The following is a 23,340-nucleotide window of genomic DNA, read 5'->3' as shown; positions in this document are numbered from 1 at the left end:
CTGCGACGGGACCGCTCCCAGCGCTTTCGCGCCGCCGGATCACGGTAGCGACACGAAATCGGCGCCCGGACTTGACAGAGGTTCGTCGTGAGTGGACGATGTAATCCAATGTGAACGGTCACATCGAAGGTGACCGCACGTCGCGAGGAAAGATCCGTGAGCACCACAGCAACGTTGCCTACCGTGTCAGGCCCCATCCTGGAGATGCGCAGCATCACCAAGGAGTTCCCGGGGGTCAAGGCGCTGGCCGACGTCTCGATCACCGTCCGCGCCGGCGAGATCCATGCGATCTGCGGCGAGAACGGCGCCGGGAAGTCGACCCTGATGAAGGTCCTGTCCGGGGTGTACCCGTACGGCACCTACGACGGCGAGATCCTGCTCTACGGCGAGGAGCAGCGCTTCAAGGACATCGTCGCCAGCGAGCAGGCCGGCATCGCGATCATCCACCAGGAGCTGGCGCTGATCCCGGAACTCTCCGTCACCGAGAACATCTTCCTCGGCAACGAGATCCAGCACCTCGGCCGCATCGACTGGCAGGCCCAGAAGGAGCGGACCATCGAGCTCCTCGCCCGCGTCGGGCTGAGTGAAGACCCCGACGCGCAGATCAAGACCCTCGGCGTCGGCAAGCAGCAGCTGATCGAGATCGCGAAGGCGCTCAACAAGGACGTCAAGCTGCTCATCCTCGACGAGCCGACCGCCGCCCTCAACGAGAACGACTCGCAGCACCTGCTCGATCTGATCCTCGGGTTGAAGGCCAAGGGCATCGCGTCGATCATGATCAGCCACAAGCTCAACGAGATCGAGCAGATCGCCGACGAGATCACGATCATCCGCGACGGCCGCACGGTCGAGACGCTCGACATCTCCCGCGGCGAGATCAACGAGGATCGCATCATCCGCGGCATGGTCGGTCGCTCGCTCGAGAGCCGGTACCCGGATCGCACCCCCGAGATCGGCGAGGTGTTCTTCGAGGTCAAGGACTGGTGGGTCCAGCATCCGACCGTGCCGGAGCGCATGGTCGTGAAGGGCTCGAACATCAACGTGCGCCGCGGCGAGGTCGTCGGTATCGCCGGTCTCATGGGCGCGGGGCGCACCGAGTTCGCGATGAGCATCTTCGGCCGCTCCTACGGCACGTTCCTCTCCGGCACGCTGATCAAGGACGGCCAGGAGGTCGCTCTCCACGACGTGGCCTCGGCGATCAAGCACGGGCTCGCGTACGTGAGCGAGGACCGCAAGGTGCTCGGGCTCAACCTGCTCGACACGATCAAGCGTTCGGTCGTCGCCGCCAAGCTCTCCAAGATCGCCAAGCGCGGTGTCGTCGACGCCCGCGCCGAGTTCGCCGTCGCGGAGGAGTATCGCACGGCGCTCCGCATCAAGACGCCCTCGGTCGAAGAGGGGGTCGGCAAGCTCTCCGGTGGAAACCAGCAGAAGGTCGTGCTGGCGAAGTGGATGTTCACCGATCCCGACCTGCTCATCCTCGACGAGCCCACGCGCGGCATCGACGTCGGCGCCAAGTACGAGATCTACGCGATTATCAACCAGCTCGCCGCTCAAGGCAAGGGCGTCATCGTCATCTCCAGTGAGCTGCCCGAGCTCCTCGGCATCTCCGACCGCATCTACACCGTCTTCGAAGGTCGGGTCACCGACTGCATCCCGGCCGATCAGGCGACACCTGAGGACCTCATGCGCAGCATGACCTCCGCGACCCAGAAAGCATCCGCATGACCACCGACACCACCGCAACGAAGCGCGGCTTCCACTTCAAGGACATCACGAAGATGTTCGGAGGCGGTCAGTCGACCCTCCGTCAGTTCGGCATCCTCGGCAGCCTCGTCGTGATCCTCGTCGTCTTCCAGGTGCTCACCTGGATCTTCAAAGGTCAGGGACTCACACTCTCGTCGGGCAACCTGATCAACGTCGTCAACCAGTACTCCTACATCCTGATCCTCGCGATCGGCATGGTGATGGTCATCATCATGGGGCACATCGACCTGTCGGTCGGATCGGTCGCGGCGTTCACCGGCATCGTCGTCGCCAAGGCGATGGCGGACTGGGATCTGCCGTGGCCGCTGGCCATTCTCCTCGGTCTCGGCGTGGGCGTGCTGGTGGGCGCCTGGCAAGGATTCTGGGTCGCGTACGTCGGGGTGCCCGCATTCATCGTGACGCTGGCGGGCATGCTCTTCTTCCGTGGCGCGAACCAGTGGGTCGGCGACTCGCAGTCGATCCCCGTCCCGGAGGGGTTCAAGGTCATCGGCGCCGGGTACCTGCCCGAGCTGTCGTTCATCCCCGTGCCGTTCAACGTGTTCACGATGCTCCTCGCTCTGATCGGTGTGCTCTGGATCGTCATCTCCGAGATCCGCACCCGCCGCGCGCAGGCGAAGATGGGCTCGGACATGGCGCCGCGCTGGGTGAGCGTCACCAAGGTCGTGCTGATCTCGGCCGTGATCCTCATCGCGGGATGGCTGTTCGCGACAGGGCGTGAAGGCACCAGCTTCCCGATCTCGGGCGTCATCCTGCTCGCCCTCGTCATCCTCTACTCGTTCATCACGAACAACACCGTGTTCGGCCGCCACATCTACGCCGTCGGCGGCAATCGCCAGGCGGCGCGTCTGTCGGGCGTGAAGGACCGCTGGGTCGACTTCTTCGTCATGATGAACATGTCGGTGCTCGCCTCGCTCGCCGGAATGATCTACGTCGCCCGTGCCACGGCCTCCGGTCCGCAGGACGGCAACGGCTGGGAGCTCGACGCCATCGCCTCGGTCTTCATCGGTGGCGCCGCCGTCTCGGGCGGCATCGGAACCGTGATCGGGTCGATCATCGGTGGTCTCGTGATGGCGTTCCTCAACAACGGACTCGCGCTGCTCGGCGCCGGCGCCGACGTGGTCTCGATGATCAAGGGCCTCGTGCTCCTGTTCGCGGTCGGTGTCGACGTCTGGAACAAGCAGCAGGGCCGCCCCTCGATCATCGGGTTCCTGACGCGACGGTTCGGTCGCAAGGAAGACCCCGCGCTCGAGACCTTCGACCCGAAGGCGAACTACCCCACCAGCCAGAAGTACGAAGCCCCCGCCGTCGACGAGACGCGCGGAAAGTAGGGGTCGAGTCGCGCACCGCACACGCGCCTGGACCTTCACACACCAGAGAAAGAGATCACATGAAGAAGATTCTTCTGTCGGCGACAGCGCTTGTCGTCGCGGGCGCCTTCGCCCTCACCGGCTGCTCTTCGGAGCGTGGCGGTGACACCGGTTCCGGATCGGGGGACGAGGCCAAGGGCTTCGCGGCCGACGCCACGATCGGCGTCGCCCTTCCGGACAAGACCTCCGAGAACTGGGTTCTCGCCGGTCAGCTGTTCACCGACGGCCTGAAGGAGGCCGGTTTCAAGGCCGACGTGCAGTACGCGCCGGCGAGCAACACGGTCGCCGAGCAGCAGAACCAGATCCAGGCGATGGTCACCGGTGGCGCCAAGGTCATCATCATCGGTGCGAAGGACGGCAAGCAGCTGTCGACGCAGGTCGAGGCAGCCCGCGACGCCGGCGTCACCGTCATCGCGTACGACCGTCTGATCGAGAACACCGAGGCCGTCGACTACTACGTCGCCTTCGACAACTTCAAGGTCGGTCAGCTGCAGGGCCAGGCGCTCCTCGACGGCCTCGCCGAGCGCGCAGGTCACGAGGCGCCGTACAACATCGAGCTGTTCTCGGGCTCGCCGGACGACGCCAACGCACCCGTGTTCTTCAACGGCGCCATGGATGTCCTCCAGCCGAAGATCGATGACGGGACGCTGAATGTCGTCTCCGGCCAGACCGAGATCGCGCAGACCGCGACCGAGGGCTGGAAGCCGGAGAACGCGCAGCGCCGTATGGACTCGCTGCTGACCTCCTCGTACGGTTCCGAGACGCTCGACGGCGTCTTGTCCCCGAACGACACGCTCGCCCGCGCCATCATCACCTCGGTGCAGGGAGCAGGCAAGCCGGTTCCGGTCGTCACGGGTCAGGACTCCGAGGTCGAGTCGGTCAAGTCGATCATGGAGGGCATCCAGTACTCCACGATCAACAAGGACACCACGCTGCTGGTGGAGCAGGCCATCAAGATGGTCGGCCAGCTCCAGAAGGGCGACGAGGTCGACGTCAACGACACCGAGCAGTACGACAACGGCAAGAAGGTCGTCCCGTCGTACCTGCTCGACCCGATCATCGTCACCAAGGAGAACGCAGCCGAGGCCTACGCCAACGTTCCGAGCCTCCTCGAGATCGTCAAGTCGTACCAGTAACACTCAGCATCTCCCGCGACAGTCTCGTCGCGGCACGGCGAGCCGCTCCGACCTTCGGGTCGGGGCGGCTCGTTCGTTCGTGCCAGCCCGCATCCGACGTCAGGGCGTGTCGAGCCCGCGGGGCATTCCGACGGCAGTCGTCTCATCCGGCTGTCGGAGGAAGCGCACCCGTCTCGCCCCGAGGAGGCTGACTTGCAGGTCGTCGCCGTCGGCGCGCAGCGCGGCGGGGCCTGCACGGAAAGTGCCGTCCGGTCCTGGTTGCAGCACGCCGGTGAGCTCGAGGCCGAGGCGGAAGCCACCGTCCTGCCGAATGGTCGCCAGCGTTCCCAACTCGGAGCTGAGGTACACGCCCGCGGGAATCGGCAGTCCATCCTCGGGGCCGGTGCATCGCCGGAAGGACAGCTCGCGACCGGGCCTGAACGCCATGCCGACCTCGACACGGTCGGCGTCGAAGAGCAGCCGCAGCCCGGTCTCCCGGTCGTCCGAGTACCAGCGGCCATCGGCGGCGAGGGTGAAGCGTCCGCTCTGGAGCCCGGTCATCCGCAGCGCGCCGTCCGGGAGAGCCTCGGTGCGGATCCACTCGTCGTCCCCGGGGAGGATCCACCAGTCCGCGAGGGCGGGAGCGAGGTGCCGCCCGTCGACGGCTCCGGGTGTGATCTCCTCCGGGATGTCGGCGGCGAGACGCGCGGTGGCCGCGGCGACCGCACCCGCATCCACGCCGGAGCTGTTGGTGAGCACCGCGACGCCCAGATCGAGATCGGGCAGATACAGCAGCTGGGAGCGGTAGCCCGCCACGGCTCCGGCGTGACCGATCATCGGGATGCCGCCGATGGCGGCATGGGAGATGCCGAGGGCGTAGGGGGCGAGAGTGCCGTCCCGGCGCGTCGGCCGAGTGTGGATGAGCGCATCTCGGATGTCCCGGCCGATCACGTCGCCGTCGCGCAGGAAGCGGAACCACGGGGCGAGGTCGCTCACGCTGGTGACGAGCCCGCCGTCACCGACCGCGCACTCCTCGGAGTCGGCGCGCAGGAGTGCGCCCTCGGAGGCGGAGTACCCGTATGCCAGATCCGGGAGCACGGCGCGACTGTCTTCGCGGAACAGCGTGCGCCGCATGCCCAAGGGGGCGAAGAGGCGATCGGCCGTGAACTCGCCGAGGGTGTGACCGGTGAGGCGGTGCACGAGCGAGGCGATGAGCACATATCCGGTGTTCGAGTAGGAGAACGCGGTGCCGGGTTCGGTGTCGAGGTCGATCAGCCCGGCCACGAACTCCAGGGTCTGGGCCTGCGTGATCCTGGTCAGTGAGCGCCCGGTGATGGCTGTCAGCTGCAGCCATTCGCGCAGTCCTCCGGTGTGTTGAAGGCACTGTGCGATGGTGACGGCATTCGCCAGCCGCAGTTCGGGCAGGTGGGTGCGGATGTCGTCGTCGAGCGATATCCGTCCGTCGCGCGCGAGCAGCAGCGCCGCGGTGGCTGTGAACTGCTTGCTCATGGAGGCGATGTCGAAGCGGGTGCGGACGTCGACCGGGGAGCGGAGTTCGACGGATGCCATTCCGGATGCGGCGTGGTCGGTGAGCTCGCCGCCTCGATAGATGCCGATGACGACCCCGGGGCCCGCGTCGTCTGCGGCGTTGGTGGCGAGTCGGGTGAGCGCGTCGTGGTTCATGGTGCGAGTCTCGCGTCGTACGTGCCCGCCGTCTTGTCGCACGGTGCAAGATCAGAGCAGGGGTTTGGTCGTTGCGACACTCAGTCGCGAAGAGCCCGCATCGCCTCGTGCGTGCGCCGCAGGGCATCGACTGTCTCGCCGAACCGTCGCTTGGCCACTCCGACGAAGAGGCAGTCGACGAGCGCCAGCTGCGCGATGCGGCTCACCATGGCACCGGCGCGGAAGGCCGATTCGCGCACTTCGGTGAACAGGGCGTGGTCGGCGGCGCGGGCGAGGGGGGAGTCCTTCGCCGACGTCACCGCGATCGTCGCCGCGCCGTTCGTGCGGGCGGTCTGGAGGAAGCGTACGGTCTCGACCGTGGCGCCGGCGTGCGAGAAGCCGATCGCGACGGTCGGGCCCGCCTGCAGCACCGTGGCGGCAACCGCTTCGTGGGGATCGCCGAGAACGTGGGCGTTGCGGCCCACCCGGAGCAGCTTGTGCGCGAGATCCTCCGCCACGAACTGACTCGCCCCGATGCCGTAGAGCAGGATGCGGTCGGCGCCGTCGATCGCGTCGATCGCGGCGTCGAGCACGTCGAAGTCGAGGCGGGCGACCGTCTCCTCGATCGCGAGCAGTTCGAGTGCCGCGAGTTTCGACACCGCTTCCTGCAGGGTGTCGTCGTCGGAGATCTCCGAGCCGAATGCACCGCGGGCCGAGAACTGCGCGGCCTCTTTGCCGAGCTCGGTCGCCAGGGCCATCCGCAGCGGGGCATAGCCGCTGAAGCCGATCGCGCGACAGAAACGCACGACCGACGCGACGGAGGTGTCGCATTCCGCAGCCAGCTCGTTGATCGTGTTGTCGATCACGAGGGAGGGGTTCTCGCGCACGACCAGGGCGATGCGGGCCAGCGACGGGGTCAGCGTGGAGGCCGCAGCCTCGATCGTCGACTGGATGCTCATCGTTCCTCCATCGGCTCGGTGTGGATTCGGGTTCGGTGTGGATTCGGGTTCGCTGTGGATTCGCGTTCGCTGTAAATTCTTTTTGCAGAGTCTACTTCCCATGTAGTCTCTTTTCACAGACTTTTTCCGCCGACACGAGGAGAGCCGATGAGCGCGTCCACGGCCGCATCCGTCGATCTCGGCAAGTCGCGGTGCCGTGTGGTCATGACCGACGCCGACGGGCGGGTCGAGCGTGCGGGCATCGGAGCGCCGGGGCTCGCCGCCGCGGGCGGGGTGGACAGTGCGCTCGATGCGATCCTCCCGCTTCTCAGGGATGATCGACCCGAACTGATCGGTGTCGGGGCGGCCGGTGCCTGGATGGCGCCGGCTGCGGGGCAGGAGCTCTCTTCGCGGCTGGCGGCCGCGAGCGGTGCCGCAGTGGCCGTCGCCTCCGATGTGGTCACCGCCCACGCAGGTGCACTCGACGGCGCGGCCGGAGTGCTCCTCATCGCGGGAACCGGTGCTGTGGCGCTCGGCATCGACGCCGACGGCGCACGCCTCGTCGACGGCTGGGGTCCGGAACTCGGCGACTTCGGCAGCGGGTCATGGTTCGGGCGCGAGGCGCTGCGCGCCGTGCTGCGCGCGAGCGACGGGCTGGCTCCGAGTACGTCTCTCACCGCGGCGATCGCCGAACCCGTCGGCGCGCCCACGGACATCCAGGCCTGGCTCGCGCGCAGCGAACCGCTTCCGCGTCACCTCGCGACCCTCGCCCCACTCGTCCTCGATGCCGCGCAGGCCGGCGATGCCGTCGCGGCGGAGATCGTGGCCGAGGGTGCACAGCTGCTCACGGCGACGGCCACTGCGGCTTCTGCGCTCACCGCCGATGTCGTGCTCCACGGCGGTCTCACCGACCACGCGTGGTTCCGCGCGTACCTGACCTCCTCGCTGCAGGCAGCCGGTCGCCGGGTCGTACCCGCGCGCGGCGATGCCTTCGACGGTGCGCTGCTCCTCGCACGCCGCACCGACCTCCCCCATGAAAGGTTCGTCCACCGTGCCGAATGACGACTCCCGCCTGGCCGCCCTCCTCTCCGTGCTCGAGCGCCTCGACACCGAGGCCTCGACGACCGATCGCGGCGACCTCGACCTGCTGGGCACCGCCGAGCTCGTGCGACGCATGAACGCGGAGGACCGGCGGGTGCCGGAGGCCGTCGCCGAGCGGGCGGAGGAGATCGCCATCGTGGTCGACGGCATCACGGAGCGGTTCCGCCGCGGCGGCCGCCTCATCTACATCGGCGCGGGCACGGCCGGGCGCATCGGCGTTCTGGATGCGAGTGAGTGCCCGCCGACCTTCGGCACGGATCCCTCGATGGTGGTCGGCCTGATCGCGGGTGGCGAGACCGCCATCCGCTCCGCCGTGGAGAATGCCGAAGACGACGATGCCGCGGCCGAGGTGTCGCTGCGTGAACTCGGGCTCTCGGAAAGGGACACGGTGGTCGGCATCTCCGCCTCCGGCCGCACGCCCTACGTCGTGGGAGGGCTGACCTACGCCCGCAGCGTCGGTGCCTTCACCGCGGCGATCGCCTCGAACGCCGGTTCCGACATCGGTGCGGTTGCGGAGGTCGCGATCGAGGTCGTCACCGGCCCCGAGTTCATCTCCGGCTCCACGCGCCTCAAGTCGGGGACGGCGCAGAAGCTCGTCGTGAACATGCTGACGACGCTGTCGATGATCAACCTCGGCAAGACGTATCGTGGCGTCATGGTCGATCTGCTGGCCACGAACGAGAAGCTCCATGCGCGCTCGATCCGCACGGTGTCGCAGCTCGCCGGCGTCGACACCGACCAGGCGGCTGCAGCTCTGCAGGTGGCGGATGGCTCGGTCAAGCTCGCGCTGCTGATGCTCGCGGCCGACGCGACGCCCGAGGACGCGGCATCCGCCCTCGACGAGGCCGACGGGATCCTGCGCGACGCGATCGCCGCACTCGTCTGACAACGTCGCTTCCCCCTCCTCGCGGTCGATTCGCCGGCGCCGCCCTGACCTGCCTCGCCTCCTGAGGTGGCGTCTGCGTTCCGATAGCGTGGCGGCATGCCCCTCGCTCTGATCACCGGTGCTGCCCGCGCCGACAGCATCGCCGCCGGTATCGTCCCTCGACTGCGTGCGGCCGGCTGGACCGTCGTCACCAGCGACCTGCACGACACCGACCACCCGGCCGACCTGTCGACGCCCGAAGGTCCCGAGGCGCTGATCGCCGAGGTGAACGCCGCACACGGACCGATCACCGCCCTCATCCTGAGCCACGCGCACGACGTGCAGTCGGGCATCCTCGACACCACGGCCGAGAGCTTCGACCTGCACGTGGCCGTCAACGCGCGGGCGAGTCTGCTGCTGATCGCGGCGTTCGCGCGGCAGGTCGGCGACGACGGAGGAGTGATCCTCGCGCTCACCAGCGACCACGTGACAGGCAACCTCCCGTACGGTGCGTCGAAGGGTGCGCTCGACCGGCTCGTCATCTCCGCCGCGCGCGAGCTCGGAACCCGAGGGATATCCGCGAACGTGCTGAACCCCGGGCCGATCGACACCGGCTGGATGGACGACGAGACGCGCACGGGACTGGCGGGGATGACGCCTCTCGGCCGCCTCGGTCAGCCGGCGGATGTGGCTGCGGTGGTGGAGTTCCTCGTGTCGGACGAGGGCCGGTGGATCTCCGGGCAGCTCTTGAAGTCCGACGGCGCGTTCTCGGCGCAGTACTGAGAGGCGCGGCGATGGGAGAATCTGAGCGACGGCAGGCTGCAGGGGTGAGAGGGCTGACTCCTCAGCTGTACCTCGTGGACTACTGCTCGTGGCTGGTGTGCGGGCTCGTCGTGCTGGCCATTCCGCTCCCGTTCGTCGGGGTGTATTCGACTGTCCCGATGTCTGCCGGCGCCACCGTCATCATCGCAGCGACTGCGGCCGGAAGTCTCGCGATCATCCTTCTCCGCGGGCACAGGGCCCGTCGTAAAGCAAAGGACATCGCTCGCCGAGACAACGCCTGGACGTTGGTGTTCGACCACGCCCAGCTTCACGACATGAGAGGCTCACCGCTACGGGACATCGACGGCGGGGTGTTGTGGGTCGATTCGGTCGGGACAGTCCGAGTGTGGGCGACGAATGGCGACGAGACACTTGGCGGCGATGAGGATCTCCCCGAGAAGAGGGGCGAGATGAATGCGGTTGAGAAGGGCTCTGGGCGATGTTCCGAGAGTTCGTGAAGACCTACCTCGTCCGCGTCCTGTTGATCTTGCCGCTTGTCGCGGTCGTCACCCTGGTTCCGCCCTATCCCTGGGAGACGAAGCTCTTCTCGCTCGCCGCCTTCTTCGTCGTTCTGTTGATCCCTCAGCTTGTCGAAATGCTGATCGTCGCGCAGAACGCCCGCCGTCAAGCGGAAAGCGACGTGATGCGCGACACTGAGCTGCACGGTCAGGTGGAGGCATCGGAGAGGCCGATGTCACGAAAGGAGCGCCGGATCCGAACTTGAATGGCCGACGGGCGCGACTTCTCGTGGGCGAGGGCGCAGGAGGCCGCGCCGGATATGGTGTCTGTGTGCCATCGGATGCCGCGGGAGAGCTGATACCAGCGAGCCATGCGCGAGGAGCCACTCTGCCGGGGAGCGCTAGCCTCATCGCGCCGGTCGGGCAGCTCACGACGATCGGCCGCAATCTCCAGGTCGGCGCGGCGAGCCTTTGCGGGGTCGTGTGTCTCCTCGCTCTGGCGCTCAACGTGGCACCGTGGCCGAATGCGATCATCCCGGGCGTCTCGGGAGTCCTGCTGCTCATCGCCGCGCTGATCGCAGCCTTCCGCGGAGTCCCGGTGGTGCGGGGCGCGTCCGTGGCCGCGCGTCTCCGGACGGCGGCAGCGAGGTTCACGTTCCTGCAGATGGAGTTTCTCGATGAGTCGGGAACTGCGGCGGATTCCGCGAAGTGGGGGTTCGTGCTCGTCTGGGACGACCGCATGGAGATCGACTTCCGCCGTGCGTCGTCGGGAATCGGGGCACCGCACGAGCAGCGAATCATCTCCTTCGTCGAGATACGAGACGTGCGGCTCCGTGAGCCCACGAGCATGACGTACGCGATGCCGGTCGTCGAGCTGAACGCGGGGGAGGCGATCGCCTTCACGATCATGCCGAAGAGCGGTTCTGTGCTGCGCGGACCGAGTGAGTCCGAGACTCGTGAAGTCGTCGAACTGCTGCGTGCGCGGTCGAATCGGGACGCCCGCTAGGCTTCTGGGCGGCGTCCCGTCGCCGGGAACGTCGCGAAGGAGTGGACATGACGGACGTGAACGTCGAACTGCGGCTGACATCCGCCGAGGCGCTGGTGCTCTTCGAGTGGCTCGCGGCTGCGGCCGATGCGAAAGAGCTCGTCGTCGATGAGGCGGAGCAGCGCGTGCTGCGGGACCTGGAATCGCAACTCGAGACGAAGCTGGTCGAGCCGTTGATGCCGAACTACACGGAACTCGTGAACGCGGCGAAAGCGGCGGTTCTCCGTGCGTGAGGAACACCCGCACGCGGGTCTGCGCTCGCTCAGCGCGTGATCTCGATCGCCGTCGAGAGTCGATGAGCCAAGCCCCGCACCTCGCCGTCCTGCCACGTCAACGACCGCTTGCCGTCGTCGGAGACCGGCACGATCGGCAGGTCGACGTAGCCGGCTCCTGTCCGGAGAGTGAGAACGATCGCGAGTCCGACCTGGGGGTACGGCGGGGAAGTGCTGGTCTCCGCGCACGAAACGGCGACGACATCCGCAGTGGGAAAGTCCCAGAGGGAGTCTGATCGACGCCAGCCGATGAGTCGCACCTGACCGGAATCGACGAGGACCACGAACTCCGCCGTCAGACGCGTGCCGCCCAGCGACCGCAAGACCGCCGTGGTTGTCGGAAATCGTACGGCGCGAACGGCGGAGCCGATCGGGAATCGAGCGGCGAGGTCGGACACACTCGGATCCTAGGCGATGACCTCGTGGAGCCCATCGCACGGGCGGGTACTGATCACCGCGGCGATCAGTGCCCGCCGCCGAACTCGATCATCCCCACCCCGACGGCGATGAGCGCGACACCGACGGCCATCATGGCCGAGAAATGGTCTTTGAAGATGACCCGTCCCAGCACGGCGGTCAGTGCGACGCCGGCGGCGGCCCAGATTCCGTAGGCGACGCCCACCGGCATTCCCAGCGCCAGGATCGTGCCGAGCAGTGTGAATGCCGCGAGGTAGCCGACGACGATCACGGGGATCCAACGGCGACGGCGCAGCCCCTCGGATGCGCGCAGACTCAACGTCGCGGTGACCTCGCTGGCGATCGCGAGGGAGAGGAGCAGCCAGGTCATGGGGTGATCTCCGTCGCCTCGCGCGTGTGGGAACCGAGTTCGACGAGCAGCACGCCGACCACGATCACGCCGACGCCGATGATCTGCACCGGCCCCAGCAGTTCGCCGAACAACACGGTGCCGAGCACAGCGGTGAGCACGACTCCGATCGCCGACCAGATGCCGTACGCCACTCCGACGGGCATCCCGCGATCGAGCACGACCGACAGCAGCCACAGCGAGCCGGAATAGCCCAGAACCACGACGATCAGCCAGAGGGGATGCGTGAACCCCTCGGCCGCACGCAGCGAGAGGGTCGCGGTGACCTCCAGCGCGATCGCGACCAGCAGGGGCGGCCAAGCCGAACGGCGAGGGCGATCTGTCATCGGGGGCCTTTCGTGGAGGGTCCGAGAAGGAGAACGCGAGGGCGGCGTGCAGGATTCCCACGGCGAGTGCGGAGTGCTCTACACGCGGTCGCGTGCGCGGTACGGGCTCGTTTCAGGAGCGGGAGAAGGGCAGAGAAGCGCGGCTGATATCCCGGCATGGGGTCGAACAAAACTTCGAATGTTCGACTGGCTCGCGGTAAAATCAAGTATGTCGAAACTGACCGCGTTGCACGAGGCGATGTCCCGTCTCGATGAGGCGTGGTCGGATGCGGGTGACTCGGGAGAGCTGTCGCGGGAGCAGCTGGTTGCGGTGAGTGAGTCGATCGGGGTGTTGCGGCGTCGGTTGGACGCGGTGCATGTCTCGGTGGCGGCGTGTATTGCTCGGGAGTCGCGTCCGGAGCTCGGTGTGGAGGGTCTGGCGAAGCAGCAGGGTTTTCGTAACCCGGCGACGTTGATCGCGGCCGCCACGGGGGTGTCGACGGGTGATGCGTCGCGTCTGGTCAAGGTGGGTGAGGCGACGGCCCCGCGGAGTGATCTTCTGGGGGCGCGTCTGCCGGCGAAGTATCCGTTGGTGAGTGCGGCGCTGGATGCGGGTGCGCTGGGTGCTCCGGCGGCGGCGTTGATCATCGCGGCGCTCGATCGGTGCCGGGTTGCCGCGGGGGTGGATCGCGTCGCCGAGGGGGAGCGGATGCTGGCGGAGAAGGCGGCAGGGCTCGCGCTTGATGATGTGCGCAAGCTCGTGGTCCGGGTGGAAGCATGGCTCGACCCGGATGGGTTGGAGCCGAAGGAGGAAGAGCGGCGTGGCAAGCGGGCGTTGTCGCTGTTCGAGCGTGATGGCATGGTGCATCTGAACGCGGTGCTCGATGTGGAGACCGCGGCGCCTGTGGTGACGGCGATCCGGGGGTTCGTGACGGCGGTGTTCGCCGCGCGGAAGGACGCTCCCGATGGGGATGCTCCCGATGCCGATCGGCGGACGGTGCCGATGATCCAGGCCGATGCTCTCGCCGTGTTCTGTGCGCACGTGCTCGGGTGCGAGCGGCGGGTTCCGGTGGCCGGAGCGACCGTGATCGTGCGGATGGACCTCGACGACCTGGAAGCCGGCACCGGATCGGCGACCGTGGACGGTGTCGATCAGCCGGTCAGTGTCGGGGTGGCGCGGCGGATGGCGGCTGGGGGCGGGGTGATCCCCTGTGTTCTCGGCGGGGACAGTGAGATTCTCGACTGGGGTCGGGAGAAGCGGTTGTTCACCCGGGCGCAACGCCTGGCATTGGTGGAGCGGGATGGGGGATGTGCGATGTGCGGGTTGCCGCCGGAGATGACGAAGGCGCATCACATCCGCTGGTGGAAACGCGATCACGGGCCGACCGATCTCTCCAACGGAGTGCTGCTGTGCGAGACCTGTCACCATCGCATCCACGACAACGGGTGGGAGATCCGCATCGACGCTGCCGGGAGCCGGACCGCGAGCGGGAGTGGGAGCGCGACCGGGGCCGGGAGCGTTGCCGGGACCGGGACCGGGAGCGGAAGTGGAAGTGGAAGTGGAAGTGGGGGCGGGGCCCGGGTGTGGTTCATCCCGCCGCGATATGTCGACCCTGAGCAGGCCCCGAGGCTCGGCGGTCGCGCACGCTTCGACATCGCCGCCTGAGGGTACCGCGGTATGAGGGCGTCGGAGGCTCGCGCCATCGCGGCGATCGGCTTCACCCGGCACATGGCACCGGCCTGCGGCTCGGCACCGGCCTGCGGCTCGGCACCGGCCTGCGGCTCGGCACCGGCCTGCGGCTCGGCACCGGCCTGCGGCTCGGCACCGGCCTGCGGCTCGGCACCGGCCTGCGGCTCGGCGGCCAACCGGATCATGTCATCCTTCGCACTCGGACATCTGCGGCGCACTCCGCGACAAGTGCGGCGACGGACGGCCGTCGACAATGAGAAGACGACCAGCTTCTCGACTGTCGCTGGCCGCGCCACGCTCGAAGGAGAGTCCCGATGTCCGATTCCGCCGCTTCCGCAGCTGCAGCGCTGCTCGACCGCATCCAGGCGCCGGAAGGCGCAGGCCGGGACATCCCGGATGCCGCGACCCGCGAGGTGATCGGCCGCGCCCCCGTGGCATCGGTCGCCGACCTCGACGATGCGATCGCCCGAGCGAAAAGCGCCCAACCGGGGTGGGAGGCCCTGGGTCACGAGAAGCGGAGCGCGCTTCTTCTCGCCGCGGCTGATGCCATCGACGCCAATGCCGAAGCCCTCGCGCACCTGCTCTCCCGCGAGCAGGGGAAGCCCCTCAACGGTCCCAATGCCCGCTTCGAGCTCGGCGCGTGTTCCGCCTGGCTGCGCACCAACGCCACCACGGTGATCGAGCCGCAGGTGCTGGTCGATGACGAGGCCCTGCACGCCGAGCTCGTCTACAAGGCGGCCGGGGTGGTCGGCGCCATCGGCCCATGGAACTGGCCGCTCATGATCAGCATCTGGCAGATCGGCCCGTCCCTGCGGATGGGCAACACCGTCGTGGCGAAGCCGAGCGAGTACACGCCGTTGAGCGTGCTCGCGATGATCGCCGTGATCAACGAGGTGCTGCCGGCCGACGTCTTGATCGGCCTCTCCGGCGACCGCGAGGTCGGCGCCCGACTCGCCTCGCACCCCGACATCGCCAAGATCATGTTCACCGGTTCGACCGCGACCGGACGCCGCATCATCGAGAGTTCGGCCGGCAACCTCGCTCGTCTGACGCTCGAACTCGGCGGCAACGACGCCGGCATCGTGCTTCCCGGCACCGACGCCGCGGCGATCGCCGAAGACCTCTTCTGGGGTGCCTTCATCAACACCGGACAGACCTGCGCCGCGATGAAGCGCCTGTACGTGCACGACTCCGTGTACGACGAGGTCGTCGACGCACTGGCCGCGATCGCCGGCTCCGTGCCGATGGGCAACGGACTCGACGAGAACAACGTGCTGGGGCCGCTGCAGAACCGCGCACAGTTCGACATCGTCAGCCGGCTCGTCGACGATGCCAGGAGCCGCGGCGCGCGCATCGTCACCGGTGGCGAGTCCGCCCCCGAACTCGGCGAACTCTTCTATCGACCCACCATCGTCGCCGACATCGACAACGACGCGGCGCTCGTGCGGGAGGAGCAGTTCGGCCCCGCACTGCCCGTGATCCGGTACAGCGACGTCGATGAGGCCTTCACCTGGGCGAACTCCCTCGACGTCGGCCTCGGTGCCTCGGTCTGGTCGAGCGACCCGGAGGCGGCGCGTGACGCGGCCTCTCGGATGCAGTCCGGCACGGTGTGGATCAACTCCCATGGCGGACTGCACCCGATGGTGCCGTTCGGCGGGGTGAAGAGCTCGGGCTACGGGCTGGAGTTCGGCGTCGAGGGACTCAAATCCGTCGCCGTCACCCAGGTCGTCTCGGGTCCAGGCCGGAAGGGCTGACCCGTGCGCTCTGCCATCGTGGTCGGAGCCGGCACCTCAGGAGCGATCGTCGCGCGACGCCTTGCAGACGCCGGTGTCGCCGTGACGCTCGTCGAAGCCGGCGGGTATGACACGAACCCGGCCATCCACGACCCCTCCCGCGCGGGCGAGCTCTGGCACTCCGCAGAGGACTGGGACTACTTCACCGTCCCCCAGGAGCACGCGGGCGGCCGTCGGCTGCACCTGCCGCGCGGCAAGGTGACCGGGGGATCGCACGCTCTCAACGCCATGATCTGGGTGCGCGGAGCCGCTTCCGACTACGACGCGTGGGAGCGCGGCGGCGCACACGGCTGGGGCTGGGCCGAGGTCGAGCCCGTCTACGACGCCATCGAGAACGACCTGCTGCCGGTCACCGACGACTACCCGCTCTCGCCGATCCAGGCATCGATCATCGACGCCGCGGTGCAGGAAGGGCTGCCGCACAACCGGGACTACAACGCGGGTGCACTCGACGGAGTCTCCCAGGAGCAGGTGACCATGCGAGACGGGCGCCGGGTCAACACCTGGACGGCATATGCGCAGCCCGTCGCAGAGAACCTGACGATCCGCACGGGACGCGAAGTCCACTCGGTCATCGTGAGCGACGGACGCGCGATCGGCGTGCGGTTGGGGGAGGGGAGCGACTCCGAGGAGCTGCGCGCCGACGAGGTCATCCTCTCGGCCGGTGCCATCGGCTCGCCCGTGATCCTCCTCCGCTCGGGTATCGGGCCGGCAGCCGACCTCACCGCTCTCGGCATCCCGGTCGTGCAGGATTCGCCCGGTGTCGGGCAGAACCTCCACGACCACCTCCTTTCGCCGGTGATCTTCCGCACGCAGCGACCGATCGGGCCTCCGCAGCCGGGCGTCTCCGTGACGCAGACTCACCTCTTCTGGCGCAGCCGCGACGATCTCACCGAGCCCGACACGCAGCCGATCAACTTCTCGGTGCCCATGTGGGGCGAGCTCGAGCCGCGTGGAGACGACGGCTTCACACTCATGGCCGGCCTCGTGACGCCGCACAGCCGAGGGGCGCTTCGTCTGACCGGGACGGGGCTCGCGGACCTGCCGGCCATCGATCTGGCGGCGCTCGAAGACGACCGTGACGTCGACTCGCTCGCCGCATCCGTGCGTCAGTGCCGCCGGATCGGAGCACGCCCGGCCCTCGCCGAGGAGTGGGGTGCCGTCGAGGTCTATCCGGGTCCCGACGTGTCCGAATCCGGAGTCGAGGACTGGGTGCGCCGCACCGCGATCACCTACCACCACCAGGTCGGCACCTGCCGTATGGGGACCGATGCGGATGCCGTGGTCGATCCGCGGCTGCGCGTCCACGGTGTCGAGGGCCTGCGTGTGATCGACGCGTCGGTCATGCCGACCGTACCCACCGGCAACACCAATGCCCCGGCGGCGATGATCGGTGAGCGCGGCGCGCGCTTCGTGCTCGAGGGCTGAGGGACGACGGCTGCTCCCGGACTGTTCCGGTGTCGACGCATCGTCCGTTCAGTCGCCGTGCACGCGACGCCCGGCGAACCACGTCGACACGACCTCGGTGTGCACGATGTCATCGGCAGGGCCGGCGATCGCGTCGCGGGCCAGAACGACGAAGTCCGCCGATTTGCCGGGGGTCAGTGAACCGGTCTCGGCGCCGAGGCCCATCGCGGTGGCGGCGTTGATCGTGAAGACCTCCAGCGCCTCCTCGGCGGTGATCGCCTGCGCGGGCCAGAGGGTGCCGGGTGCACGGCCGAGCGGATCGGCCCTCGTCACGAGTCCCTGCAGGCCTTCGAGGGTGTTCGGCGACTCGCTCACCGGCCAGTCAGAGCCGCCGGCGACTCGGGCGCCCGCGTCGAGCAGCGCCCGGTTCGGCTGCGAGCGCTCCGCACGCTCTCCGAGAACCTCGGCCAGCGCCTGCGGGATGACACCCGGATACCAGATGAACGGCGAGATGTCGGCGGAGACGTCGAGCGCCCCCAGCCGCGGGATGTCGGACTCGGCCAGGAACTGGCCGTGCGCGATCTGGATCGGGGCGGTGAAGCCCTCCTCGCGCAGCTGCTCGGCCGCGTCGAGCACGAGGCGTGCGGAGCCGTCGCCCGTGCAGTGCACCTTGGCGCCGAGACCTCGCCGTGCCACGGAGCGGAGCCACGCGGTGAGGTCATCGAGGGTCATCGTGGTCTCGCCGTGGAAGTGCGCGCCGTGCGCGGCATCCGCGAGATAGGGCTCGAGGAACGACGCGGTGCGAGCGGGCGGGACACCGTCGAGGAAGATCTTCACGAAGTCCGGGCGGTGGTGCGCGGTGCGGAACTCCTCGCCGCGTTCGAGCAGCGGCTCGCCGATCGGGTCGAAGCCGAAGATCTCGTCATTGATCAGCAACGATGACACGACCCAGGCATCGAGCTCGTCGGCGCGGTCGAGTTCGGCCAGGGCTTGGAGGATCTCGACGGACACGCCCGCATCCTGGAACGCCGTGATCCCGAAGGAGTTGAGGATCTCGACGCCGCGGCGCGACGCGGCAGCGTGCTGCGCGGGGGTGAGTCCGCCGCTGCGGTCGTACGCCTCCTGCACCGGTATACCCGCCGCCTCCAACAGCACGCCCGTGGGGGTGCCGTCATCGGGATCGAGCAGCGTGACGCCCGCCTCGGGGATGCTGTCCGCAGTGATTCCCGCGAGCTCCAGCGCCCGGGTGTTCGCCCACCGGTTGTGTCGTGAGTCCTCCATGAGGACCACCGGACGGCCCCCGGCCGCGTCATCGAGCAGCCGTCGGCTCGCGGTGTTCGCGAGCGACGGCAGCAACGTCGTGGCGATCGCTCCGCCCACGATCCATGCATCCGTCGGCAGGGTGGCCGCTTTCTCGCGCACCCGGTCGAGGATCTCGTCGAGCGTGAGCGAGGGCGCCAGCGACAGCTCGAACAGCTCGGTGCGCCCGGCGAGGGCATGGTGATTGTGCACATCGACGAAACCGGGGTACACCGCGGCGTCGCCGACCTCGAGCAGCTGCGTCCGGCGTCCGCGGAACGACTCGAGGTCAGCGCGCGACCCGACCGCGAGGATCCGGCCGTCGCGGACCGCGAAGGCCTCGACGATCGGGTTCGCCCGGTCGGCGGTGCGGATCACGGATCCGGTGACGATGAGGTCGGCGACGTCGCTCATGTCAGGCGTCGCCGAACGTCGCGGGCTCGAGCTCCGGCGTGTGCCGCGTGGTGGAGAGCAGTCGACCGTGCGCACCGAAGGTGAAGTGCGTGGGCACCTCGCCGCTTTCGTCGAGGCCGAACAGCACTCCGTGCGAGCGGATCGCGTTCACGTCGCGATGATCGGCGATCGTCACCGAGGCGCACGGGATGACCTTCTCGCGCCAGGCGAACACGTAGATGCCCGGTCGCACCTCCCAGACGCTGTTCTCGTCGGTGTCGGCGAGGCCGCGCTCGGGGCCGGCAAGGCATTGCCACGAGTACCACCGCGGCGAGAGGTACACGTGCTCGTAGGCGTGCTCGGTGCTGTAGACCCACTCCACGCGGCGCCCGATCAGCGTCGTCGTCGGTGCGGCCTCGGTGCCTGTGACCTCGGCGCCCTCGATCACGCTCGGTGCGAAGTGGTGCTGCACGCGGGTGCGCCCCTTCTCGGGAGCGGCGAGGATCTCGGAGAGCACAGCGAGCGCGCGGCCGAGTCGCAGGTCGATGATCAGCGAGACGGCCTCGTTCGGCAGGTATCGGTGGTGGAACTGCACGAAGTACAGGTCCTGATCGACTTCGAACGCTTCGTAGTCGTCGGTGTCGGACGCCGCTTCCGTCGCGTCCTCCGTGCCGGGCTGGTACTCCCAGGTCACGGCGGTGTCGGTGAACCGGTGGACGATACGGGTGCCGCGGCCGTCGACGACCGTGATCTCGCGGCCGCTGAGGGCGGTGCTGTGCGGAGCCTTGTTGGCGTCGAAGCCGGGGGCGAGGCCCTCCAGCGGCAGCCAGGTGGAGGTGTCGGCGGGGTTCAGCGTCGTCATGATCTTCGTGGTTCCTTATGTCGGTGAGGGGGCGGGGAGGTCAGCGGTCGCTGAACTTCTCGAGGTCGGTGGCGAGGCCCTCGTACACGGCCGGCCTGGAGCGGCGGAGATAGGCGCCGTAGACGATGCCGCCGATGAGGGCGAGCACCAGCAGCAGCGGCATCAGCCGGATCGCGAGCTCTTCGGACCCCGCCACGATGTTGAAGTTCACGATGGCGAGGATCGAGATCGCGGCGATGCCGAGGAATCCGATGCCGGGGGCGATGAAGGTGCTCCACCACCGCGGATCGTGGCGACGGCGGAAGTACACGACGATCGAGATGGCCGCGAGGCCCTGCAGGATCAGCACGCTCAGGGTGCCGAAGCCGAGCATCGCCGGCACGAGGGTGAGGATCGGATCGGCGCCGGCGATCGCGAAGATGATCGCGACGATGCCCGCGAATCCGGCCTGCACGATGCCGGCGAGCTGCGGGGCGCCGTTCGCGCGGGTGCGAGCGAGTGCCTGCGGGAGGATCTTCGCGCGCCCCAGCGAGTAGAGGTAGCGGGTGGCCGAGTTGTGGAACGCCAGCATCGCCGCGAACAGGCTCACCAGGAGCAGGATCATCATCACGGTCGTCAGCGGACCGCCGAGGTACTGCTGCGAGATCGAGAAGATCAGGTCACCGGTCGGCAGATGCTCGAGGGCGGTGGCCTGTGCCTGCGCGACACCCGTTGCGCTGACGACGGCCCACGTGGTGACGCCGAGGATCACCCCGATCGCGATGATCGAGGTGTAGGTGGCTCGCGGGATCGTGCGCAGCGGCTGCTTCGCCTCCTCACTGAACAGCGCGGTGGCCTCGAAGCCGAGGAAGCCGGTCGCCGCCAGCAGCAGGCCGATCGGCAACGACCCGGAGAACACCGCCTCGGGGCTGAACGCCGCCAGGTCGTAGCCGGTCTGCACGAGCACGGAGATGTCGAAGACGACCAGCATGAGCACCTCGAGCACCAGGCAGACACCCAGAACCTTCGAGCTGAAGTCGACGCCGATCCGGGCGAGGACGAAGCACACCACGATCGACAGCAGTCCCCACACCAGCCAGTTCACGTCGAAGCCGGTGAGGTCGCGGATGATCGTCTGCATGAAGAAGCCGCTCGTGCCGATCGTGCCGACCACGAAGAAGTTGTAGCCCAGCGTGGCGATCAGACCGGCGATCAGGCCTCCGGTGCGCCCGAGCCCCTTCACCACGAAGGCGTAGAAACCGCCGGCATTGACCAGCTGCTTCGACATCTGCGCATAGCCGATCGCGAAGAGCAGCAGGATCCCCGCCACCAGGAAGAACGACATCGGTGTGCCGCCGCCGTTGCCGAGGGCGATGGCCAGCGAGGCCACCACCACGATGCCGGTCAACGGTGCGACCGCGGCGAGGACGAGGAAGACGATGCCGGCGACGCCGAGAGCGCCCGGACGGAGGGAGGTGTGGTTCTGCGTCGTGGACGCAGATGTCGGGTCTGCCACGTCGGCTCCTTTGCTGGTGACGGCCGTGCGGACACGGCATCGACGACGAGGGGAATCGTCGATAGAGCGAGTCTGCTCGCGCCGCCGCAGTGGCGCTTGACCCTGAGCGAAGGACGGTGGTGTCACCGTGCACAGCCGGTCGGCGAGGGTTCGCGGTGCCGATGAGGGGGTGGAGGATGACCGGGACGACACCGCCGTCCTCAGACCGCACCATCAGGTGCCGGACGGCGTGCGGAGGACGAGATGGATCTGCAGCTGCACGGGACGACGGCTCTCATCACCGGGGCCGCCAGCGGTATCGGCCGCGCCACCGCGCTCGCGCTCGCCGCGGAGGGCGTCCGTGTCGCGCTGCTCGACAGAGACGGCGCGGCGCTGCACGACGTCGCTCGCGGCTGCCCGGATGCCGTGGTCCTGGTGGCCGACGTCACGGACGAGGGCCAGGTGCAGGCCGCCGTGGACGCCGGGGTGGCGGCGTTGGGGCGGCTCGACGCGGTCGTCTGCTGTGCCGGTGTGTCCGGCCCGGTGGGGACGCCGATCGAGGAGACCGCTCTCGACGTCTGGAATCGGGTGCTCGCCGTGAACGTGACCGGGTCGTTCCTGGTGCTCAAGCACGCCCTGACGGCGCTGCGCGAGGCGGAGGCCGCATCCGTGGTGTTGCTCGCCAGCGACTCCGCCCTCGTCGCCTCGCCCGGCATGGTGCCGTACTGCACGTCGAAGGCGGCTCTGGTCCAGTTCGGTCGCGCGCTCTCGGTCGACCTCGCCGACACCCGCATCCGGGTGAACATGGTCGCGCCGTCGATCGTCGACACCCCGATGAGTCGGGGCGATCTGGGCGCCGAGGCGTTCGACGAGCCGCCCTTCCCGGTGCAGAGCGCGGCGGAGATCGCCGCGCATGTGGCGTACCTCGTGTCGCCTCGCAGCAGGGCAATCAACGGGACCACCCTTCTCAGCGACTTCGGGTATACCGCCCGATCGGGATTCCCCGCCTGACGCGACCGCGTCAGGCGGCAAGAGCGCACGCGCGCCAGAACACACAGGAGCACACATGGGAGCTGTGGTCGGATCGACCGTCTCCGGACGCGTCATCGTCATCACCGGGGGCGGAACGGGCATCGGAGCCGCCATCGCCGAGCGGTATGCAGCCGAGGGCGCGCACGTCGTGGTCGTCGGGCGCCGCCCGGAGCCGCTGCACGAGGTCGAGCGCGCGGTCGGCGCGCTGCCGATCGTCGCGGACGCCGCGGACACCACCTCCGCGAAGGAGGCGGTCGCCGAGGTCCTCGCGCGGTTCGGGCGCATCGACGTGCTGGTCGCGAACGCCGGCGGTCACGGCTTCTCGCCGGTCGGGGAGACCGACGACGAGAGCTGGGATGCGGCGATCCGCGCCAACCTCACGACGGCGTTCACGATGGCGAGGGAGGCGCTGCCCGCCCTGATCGAGGCGAAGGGACAGATCGTGATCGTCTCCTCGCTCGCGGGGCTCTTCGCCGGGCCCTCCGTCGCCGGCTACACGGTCGGCAAGCACGCCCTGGTCGGGCTCACCCGCACCCTCGCCCGCGACTACGGCCGGCACGGTGTGCGGGTGAACGCGATCTGCCCCGGCTGGGTGCAGACGCCGATGGCCGATGACGAGATGGACGAGTTCGCCACGCATGCGGGACTCGGGTCCCGCGAGGAGGCCTACGCGAAGGTCACGGCGGACGTACCGCTTCGTCGCCCCGCCCGGCCTGCCGAGATCGCCTCGGTCGTGCGGTTCCTCGGCTCCGGGGAGTCGTCGTACATCACGGGTGCGGTGATCGTCGCCGACGGTGGATCGCACGTGGTCGACGTGCCGACCATCGCCTTCGACCACGCCGGGATGTGA

23 protein-coding genes are annotated in these 23,340 nt (G+C 68.5%); 15 read left to right on the top strand and 8 right to left on the bottom strand.

The window, feature by feature from the left end; all coding sequences use genetic code 11:
• The first annotated feature begins 204 nt into the window (after positions 1-204).
• Genes mmsA through ACFVWL_RS00790 form a run of 3 tightly spaced genes read left to right on the top strand, consistent with a single transcriptional unit; the run spans position 205 to position 4,267 of the window.
• Positions 205-1,725, top strand: coding sequence for a multiple monosaccharide ABC transporter ATP-binding protein (gene mmsA, locus ACFVWL_RS00800; RefSeq protein WP_387180885.1), 1,521 nt, complete (start codon positions 205-207; stop codon positions 1,723-1,725).
• Positions 1,722-3,092 carry a multiple monosaccharide ABC transporter permease gene (gene mmsB / locus ACFVWL_RS00795; protein WP_387177405.1) on the top strand — a complete coding sequence of 457 codons (1,371 nt, stop codon included), beginning with the start codon at positions 1,722-1,724 and terminating at the stop codon, positions 3,090-3,092. The genes mmsA and mmsB overlap by 4 nt, the downstream gene beginning before the upstream one ends.
• Before the next feature lie 59 nt (positions 3,093-3,151).
• On the top strand, positions 3,152-4,267 hold the full coding sequence (locus ACFVWL_RS00790; protein ID WP_387177403.1) for a substrate-binding domain-containing protein: 1,116 nt from the start codon (positions 3,152-3,154) through the stop codon (positions 4,265-4,267).
• 99 nt (positions 4,268-4,366) lie between these two features.
• Here ACFVWL_RS00790 and ACFVWL_RS00785 read toward each other — a convergent pair whose 3' ends face one another.
• Positions 4,367-5,929: a serine hydrolase domain-containing protein gene (locus ACFVWL_RS00785; RefSeq protein ID WP_387177401.1), complete on the bottom strand. Its 1,563-nt coding sequence runs from the start codon at positions 5,927-5,929 to the stop codon at positions 4,367-4,369.
• A gap of 80 nt (positions 5,930-6,009) precedes the next feature.
• Positions 6,010-6,867, bottom strand: a complete 858-nt coding sequence (locus ACFVWL_RS00780) for a MurR/RpiR family transcriptional regulator (protein WP_387177399.1) — start codon at positions 6,865-6,867, stop codon at positions 6,010-6,012.
• Between the two features lie 147 nt (positions 6,868-7,014).
• Between ACFVWL_RS00780 and ACFVWL_RS00775 the strand changes: the two genes are divergently transcribed.
• The 7 genes from ACFVWL_RS00775 to ACFVWL_RS00745 all read left to right on the top strand — a co-directional run bounded on the left by ACFVWL_RS00775 (position 7,015) and on the right by ACFVWL_RS00745 (position 11,370).
• Entirely contained in the window at positions 7,015-7,908 is an 894-nt protein-coding gene (locus ACFVWL_RS00775; protein WP_387177398.1) for a BadF/BadG/BcrA/BcrD ATPase family protein, read from the top strand.
• Positions 7,898-8,833, top strand: a complete 936-nt coding sequence (murQ, locus tag ACFVWL_RS00770; RefSeq protein WP_387177396.1) for an N-acetylmuramic acid 6-phosphate etherase — start codon at positions 7,898-7,900, stop codon at positions 8,831-8,833. The genes ACFVWL_RS00775 and murQ overlap by 11 nt, the downstream gene beginning before the upstream one ends.
• Before the next feature lie 96 nt (positions 8,834-8,929).
• Positions 8,930-9,595 (top strand): SDR family oxidoreductase, encoded by a 666-nt coding sequence (locus ACFVWL_RS00765; RefSeq protein WP_387177394.1) that lies wholly within the window; start codon positions 8,930-8,932, stop codon positions 9,593-9,595.
• A gap of 11 nt (positions 9,596-9,606) precedes the next feature.
• A complete protein-coding gene (locus ACFVWL_RS00760; RefSeq protein ID WP_387177392.1) occupies positions 9,607-10,092 on the top strand; it encodes a hypothetical protein in 486 nt (161 codons plus the stop codon).
• On the top strand, positions 10,089-10,358 hold the full coding sequence (locus ACFVWL_RS00755) for a hypothetical protein (RefSeq protein ID WP_387177390.1): 270 nt from the start codon (positions 10,089-10,091) through the stop codon (positions 10,356-10,358). The genes ACFVWL_RS00760 and ACFVWL_RS00755 overlap by 4 nt, the downstream gene beginning before the upstream one ends.
• Positions 10,359-10,423: 65 nt before the next feature.
• Positions 10,424-11,098: a hypothetical protein gene (locus ACFVWL_RS00750; RefSeq protein WP_387177388.1), complete on the top strand. Its 675-nt coding sequence runs from the start codon at positions 10,424-10,426 to the stop codon at positions 11,096-11,098.
• 47 nt (positions 11,099-11,145) lie between these two features.
• The gene (locus ACFVWL_RS00745; protein ID WP_387177386.1) at positions 11,146-11,370 is read left to right on the top strand and encodes a hypothetical protein; all 225 of its coding nucleotides are present in this window, start codon (positions 11,146-11,148) and stop codon (positions 11,368-11,370) included.
• 29 nt (positions 11,371-11,399) lie between these two features.
• Here the strand turns inward: ACFVWL_RS00745 and ACFVWL_RS00740 are convergent, their stop codons facing one another.
• The 3 genes from ACFVWL_RS00740 to ACFVWL_RS00730 form a co-directional block, all read right to left on the bottom strand.
• Entirely contained in the window at positions 11,400-11,807 is a 408-nt protein-coding gene (locus ACFVWL_RS00740) for a hypothetical protein (protein WP_387177385.1), read from the bottom strand.
• Between the two features lie 65 nt (positions 11,808-11,872).
• Positions 11,873-12,196 carry a DMT family transporter gene (locus ACFVWL_RS00735; protein ID WP_387177383.1) on the bottom strand — a complete coding sequence of 108 codons (324 nt, stop codon included), beginning with the start codon at positions 12,194-12,196 and terminating at the stop codon, positions 11,873-11,875.
• Positions 12,193-12,561, bottom strand: coding sequence for a DMT family transporter (locus tag ACFVWL_RS00730; RefSeq protein ID WP_387177381.1), 369 nt, complete (start codon positions 12,559-12,561; stop codon positions 12,193-12,195). Before ACFVWL_RS00730 ends, ACFVWL_RS00735 begins: the two co-directional genes overlap by 4 nt.
• Before the next feature lie 208 nt (positions 12,562-12,769).
• On the opposite strand from ACFVWL_RS00730, the gene ACFVWL_RS00725 reads away from it, so the two are divergent.
• From ACFVWL_RS00725 to ACFVWL_RS00715, 3 genes are all read left to right on the top strand, one after another.
• On the top strand, positions 12,770-14,206 hold the full coding sequence (locus ACFVWL_RS00725; protein ID WP_387177379.1) for a DUF222 domain-containing protein: 1,437 nt from the start codon (positions 12,770-12,772) through the stop codon (positions 14,204-14,206).
• Between the two features lie 338 nt (positions 14,207-14,544).
• Positions 14,545-15,984 carry an aldehyde dehydrogenase family protein gene (locus tag ACFVWL_RS00720; RefSeq protein WP_387177377.1) on the top strand — a complete coding sequence of 480 codons (1,440 nt, stop codon included), beginning with the start codon at positions 14,545-14,547 and terminating at the stop codon, positions 15,982-15,984.
• Between the two features lie 3 nt (positions 15,985-15,987).
• On the top strand, positions 15,988-17,451 hold the full coding sequence (locus ACFVWL_RS00715) for a GMC family oxidoreductase (protein ID WP_387177375.1): 1,464 nt from the start codon (positions 15,988-15,990) through the stop codon (positions 17,449-17,451).
• Positions 17,452-17,499: 48 nt separating this feature from the next.
• Here the strand turns inward: ACFVWL_RS00715 and ACFVWL_RS00710 are convergent, their stop codons facing one another.
• From ACFVWL_RS00710 to ACFVWL_RS00700, 3 genes are read right to left on the bottom strand one after another with little or no spacing between them, the layout of a single operon-like run.
• On the bottom strand, positions 17,500-19,143 hold the full coding sequence (locus ACFVWL_RS00710) for an amidohydrolase (RefSeq protein ID WP_387177373.1): 1,644 nt from the start codon (positions 19,141-19,143) through the stop codon (positions 17,500-17,502).
• 1 nt (position 19,144) lies between these two features.
• Positions 19,145-19,984 (bottom strand): molybdenum cofactor biosynthesis F family protein, encoded by an 840-nt coding sequence (locus tag ACFVWL_RS00705; protein ID WP_387177371.1) that lies wholly within the window; start codon positions 19,982-19,984, stop codon positions 19,145-19,147.
• A 40-nt stretch (positions 19,985-20,024) separates the two neighbouring features.
• A complete protein-coding gene (locus tag ACFVWL_RS00700) occupies positions 20,025-21,479 on the bottom strand; it encodes an APC family permease (protein WP_387177370.1) in 1,455 nt (484 codons plus the stop codon).
• Between the two features lie 243 nt (positions 21,480-21,722).
• Here ACFVWL_RS00700 and ACFVWL_RS00695 point away from each other — a divergent pair, with 243 nt between their 5' ends.
• On the top strand, positions 21,723-22,469 hold the full coding sequence (locus ACFVWL_RS00695) for an SDR family NAD(P)-dependent oxidoreductase (protein ID WP_387177368.1): 747 nt from the start codon (positions 21,723-21,725) through the stop codon (positions 22,467-22,469).
• Between the two features lie 55 nt (positions 22,470-22,524).
• Positions 22,525-23,340 carry an SDR family NAD(P)-dependent oxidoreductase gene (locus tag ACFVWL_RS00690; protein WP_387177366.1) on the top strand — a complete coding sequence of 272 codons (816 nt, stop codon included), beginning with the start codon at positions 22,525-22,527 and terminating at the stop codon, positions 23,338-23,340.

It is taken from the genome of Microbacterium sp. NPDC058269, from assembly GCF_042881445.1.
Taxonomy (GTDB): domain Bacteria; phylum Actinomycetota; class Actinomycetes; order Actinomycetales; family Microbacteriaceae; genus Microbacterium.
This window is presented reverse-complemented; position numbering and strand designations above follow the sequence as displayed.

What these genes read in the sequence shown, in the direction of transcription:
- ACFVWL_RS00780 (WP_387177399.1), bottom strand. Translation starts at nt 6,867, where the DNA reads ATGAGCATCCAGTCGACGATCGAGGCTGCGGCCTCCACGCTGACCCCG.
- mmsB (WP_387177405.1), top strand. Translation starts at nt 1,722, where the DNA reads ATGACCACCGACACCACCGCAACGAAGCGCGGCTTCCACTTCAAGGAC.
- ACFVWL_RS00705 (WP_387177371.1), bottom strand. Translation starts at nt 19,984, where the DNA reads ATGACGACGCTGAACCCCGCCGACACCTCCACCTGGCTGCCGCTGGAG.
- ACFVWL_RS00690 (WP_387177366.1), top strand. Translation starts at nt 22,525, where the DNA reads ATGGGAGCTGTGGTCGGATCGACCGTCTCCGGACGCGTCATCGTCATC.
- ACFVWL_RS00725 (WP_387177379.1), top strand. Translation starts at nt 12,770, where the DNA reads ATGTCGAAACTGACCGCGTTGCACGAGGCGATGTCCCGTCTCGATGAG.
- ACFVWL_RS00760 (WP_387177392.1), top strand. Translation starts at nt 9,607, where the DNA reads ATGGGAGAATCTGAGCGACGGCAGGCTGCAGGGGTGAGAGGGCTGACT.
- ACFVWL_RS00790 (WP_387177403.1), top strand. Translation starts at nt 3,152, where the DNA reads ATGAAGAAGATTCTTCTGTCGGCGACAGCGCTTGTCGTCGCGGGCGCC.
- ACFVWL_RS00765 (WP_387177394.1), top strand. Translation starts at nt 8,930, where the DNA reads ATGCCCCTCGCTCTGATCACCGGTGCTGCCCGCGCCGACAGCATCGCC.
- mmsA (WP_387180885.1), top strand. Translation starts at nt 205, where the DNA reads ATGCGCAGCATCACCAAGGAGTTCCCGGGGGTCAAGGCGCTGGCCGAC.
- ACFVWL_RS00710 (WP_387177373.1), bottom strand. Translation starts at nt 19,143, where the DNA reads ATGAGCGACGTCGCCGACCTCATCGTCACCGGATCCGTGATCCGCACC.
- ACFVWL_RS00695 (WP_387177368.1), top strand. Translation starts at nt 21,723, where the DNA reads ATGGATCTGCAGCTGCACGGGACGACGGCTCTCATCACCGGGGCCGCC.
- ACFVWL_RS00735 (WP_387177383.1), bottom strand. Translation starts at nt 12,196, where the DNA reads ATGACCTGGCTGCTCCTCTCCCTCGCGATCGCCAGCGAGGTCACCGCG.
- ACFVWL_RS00720 (WP_387177377.1), top strand. Translation starts at nt 14,545, where the DNA reads ATGTCCGATTCCGCCGCTTCCGCAGCTGCAGCGCTGCTCGACCGCATC.
- ACFVWL_RS00785 (WP_387177401.1), bottom strand. Translation starts at nt 5,929, where the DNA reads ATGAACCACGACGCGCTCACCCGACTCGCCACCAACGCCGCAGACGAC.
- ACFVWL_RS00775 (WP_387177398.1), top strand. Translation starts at nt 7,015, where the DNA reads ATGAGCGCGTCCACGGCCGCATCCGTCGATCTCGGCAAGTCGCGGTGC.
- ACFVWL_RS00730 (WP_387177381.1), bottom strand. Translation starts at nt 12,561, where the DNA reads ATGACAGATCGCCCTCGCCGTTCGGCTTGGCCGCCCCTGCTGGTCGCG.
- ACFVWL_RS00745 (WP_387177386.1), top strand. Translation starts at nt 11,146, where the DNA reads ATGACGGACGTGAACGTCGAACTGCGGCTGACATCCGCCGAGGCGCTG.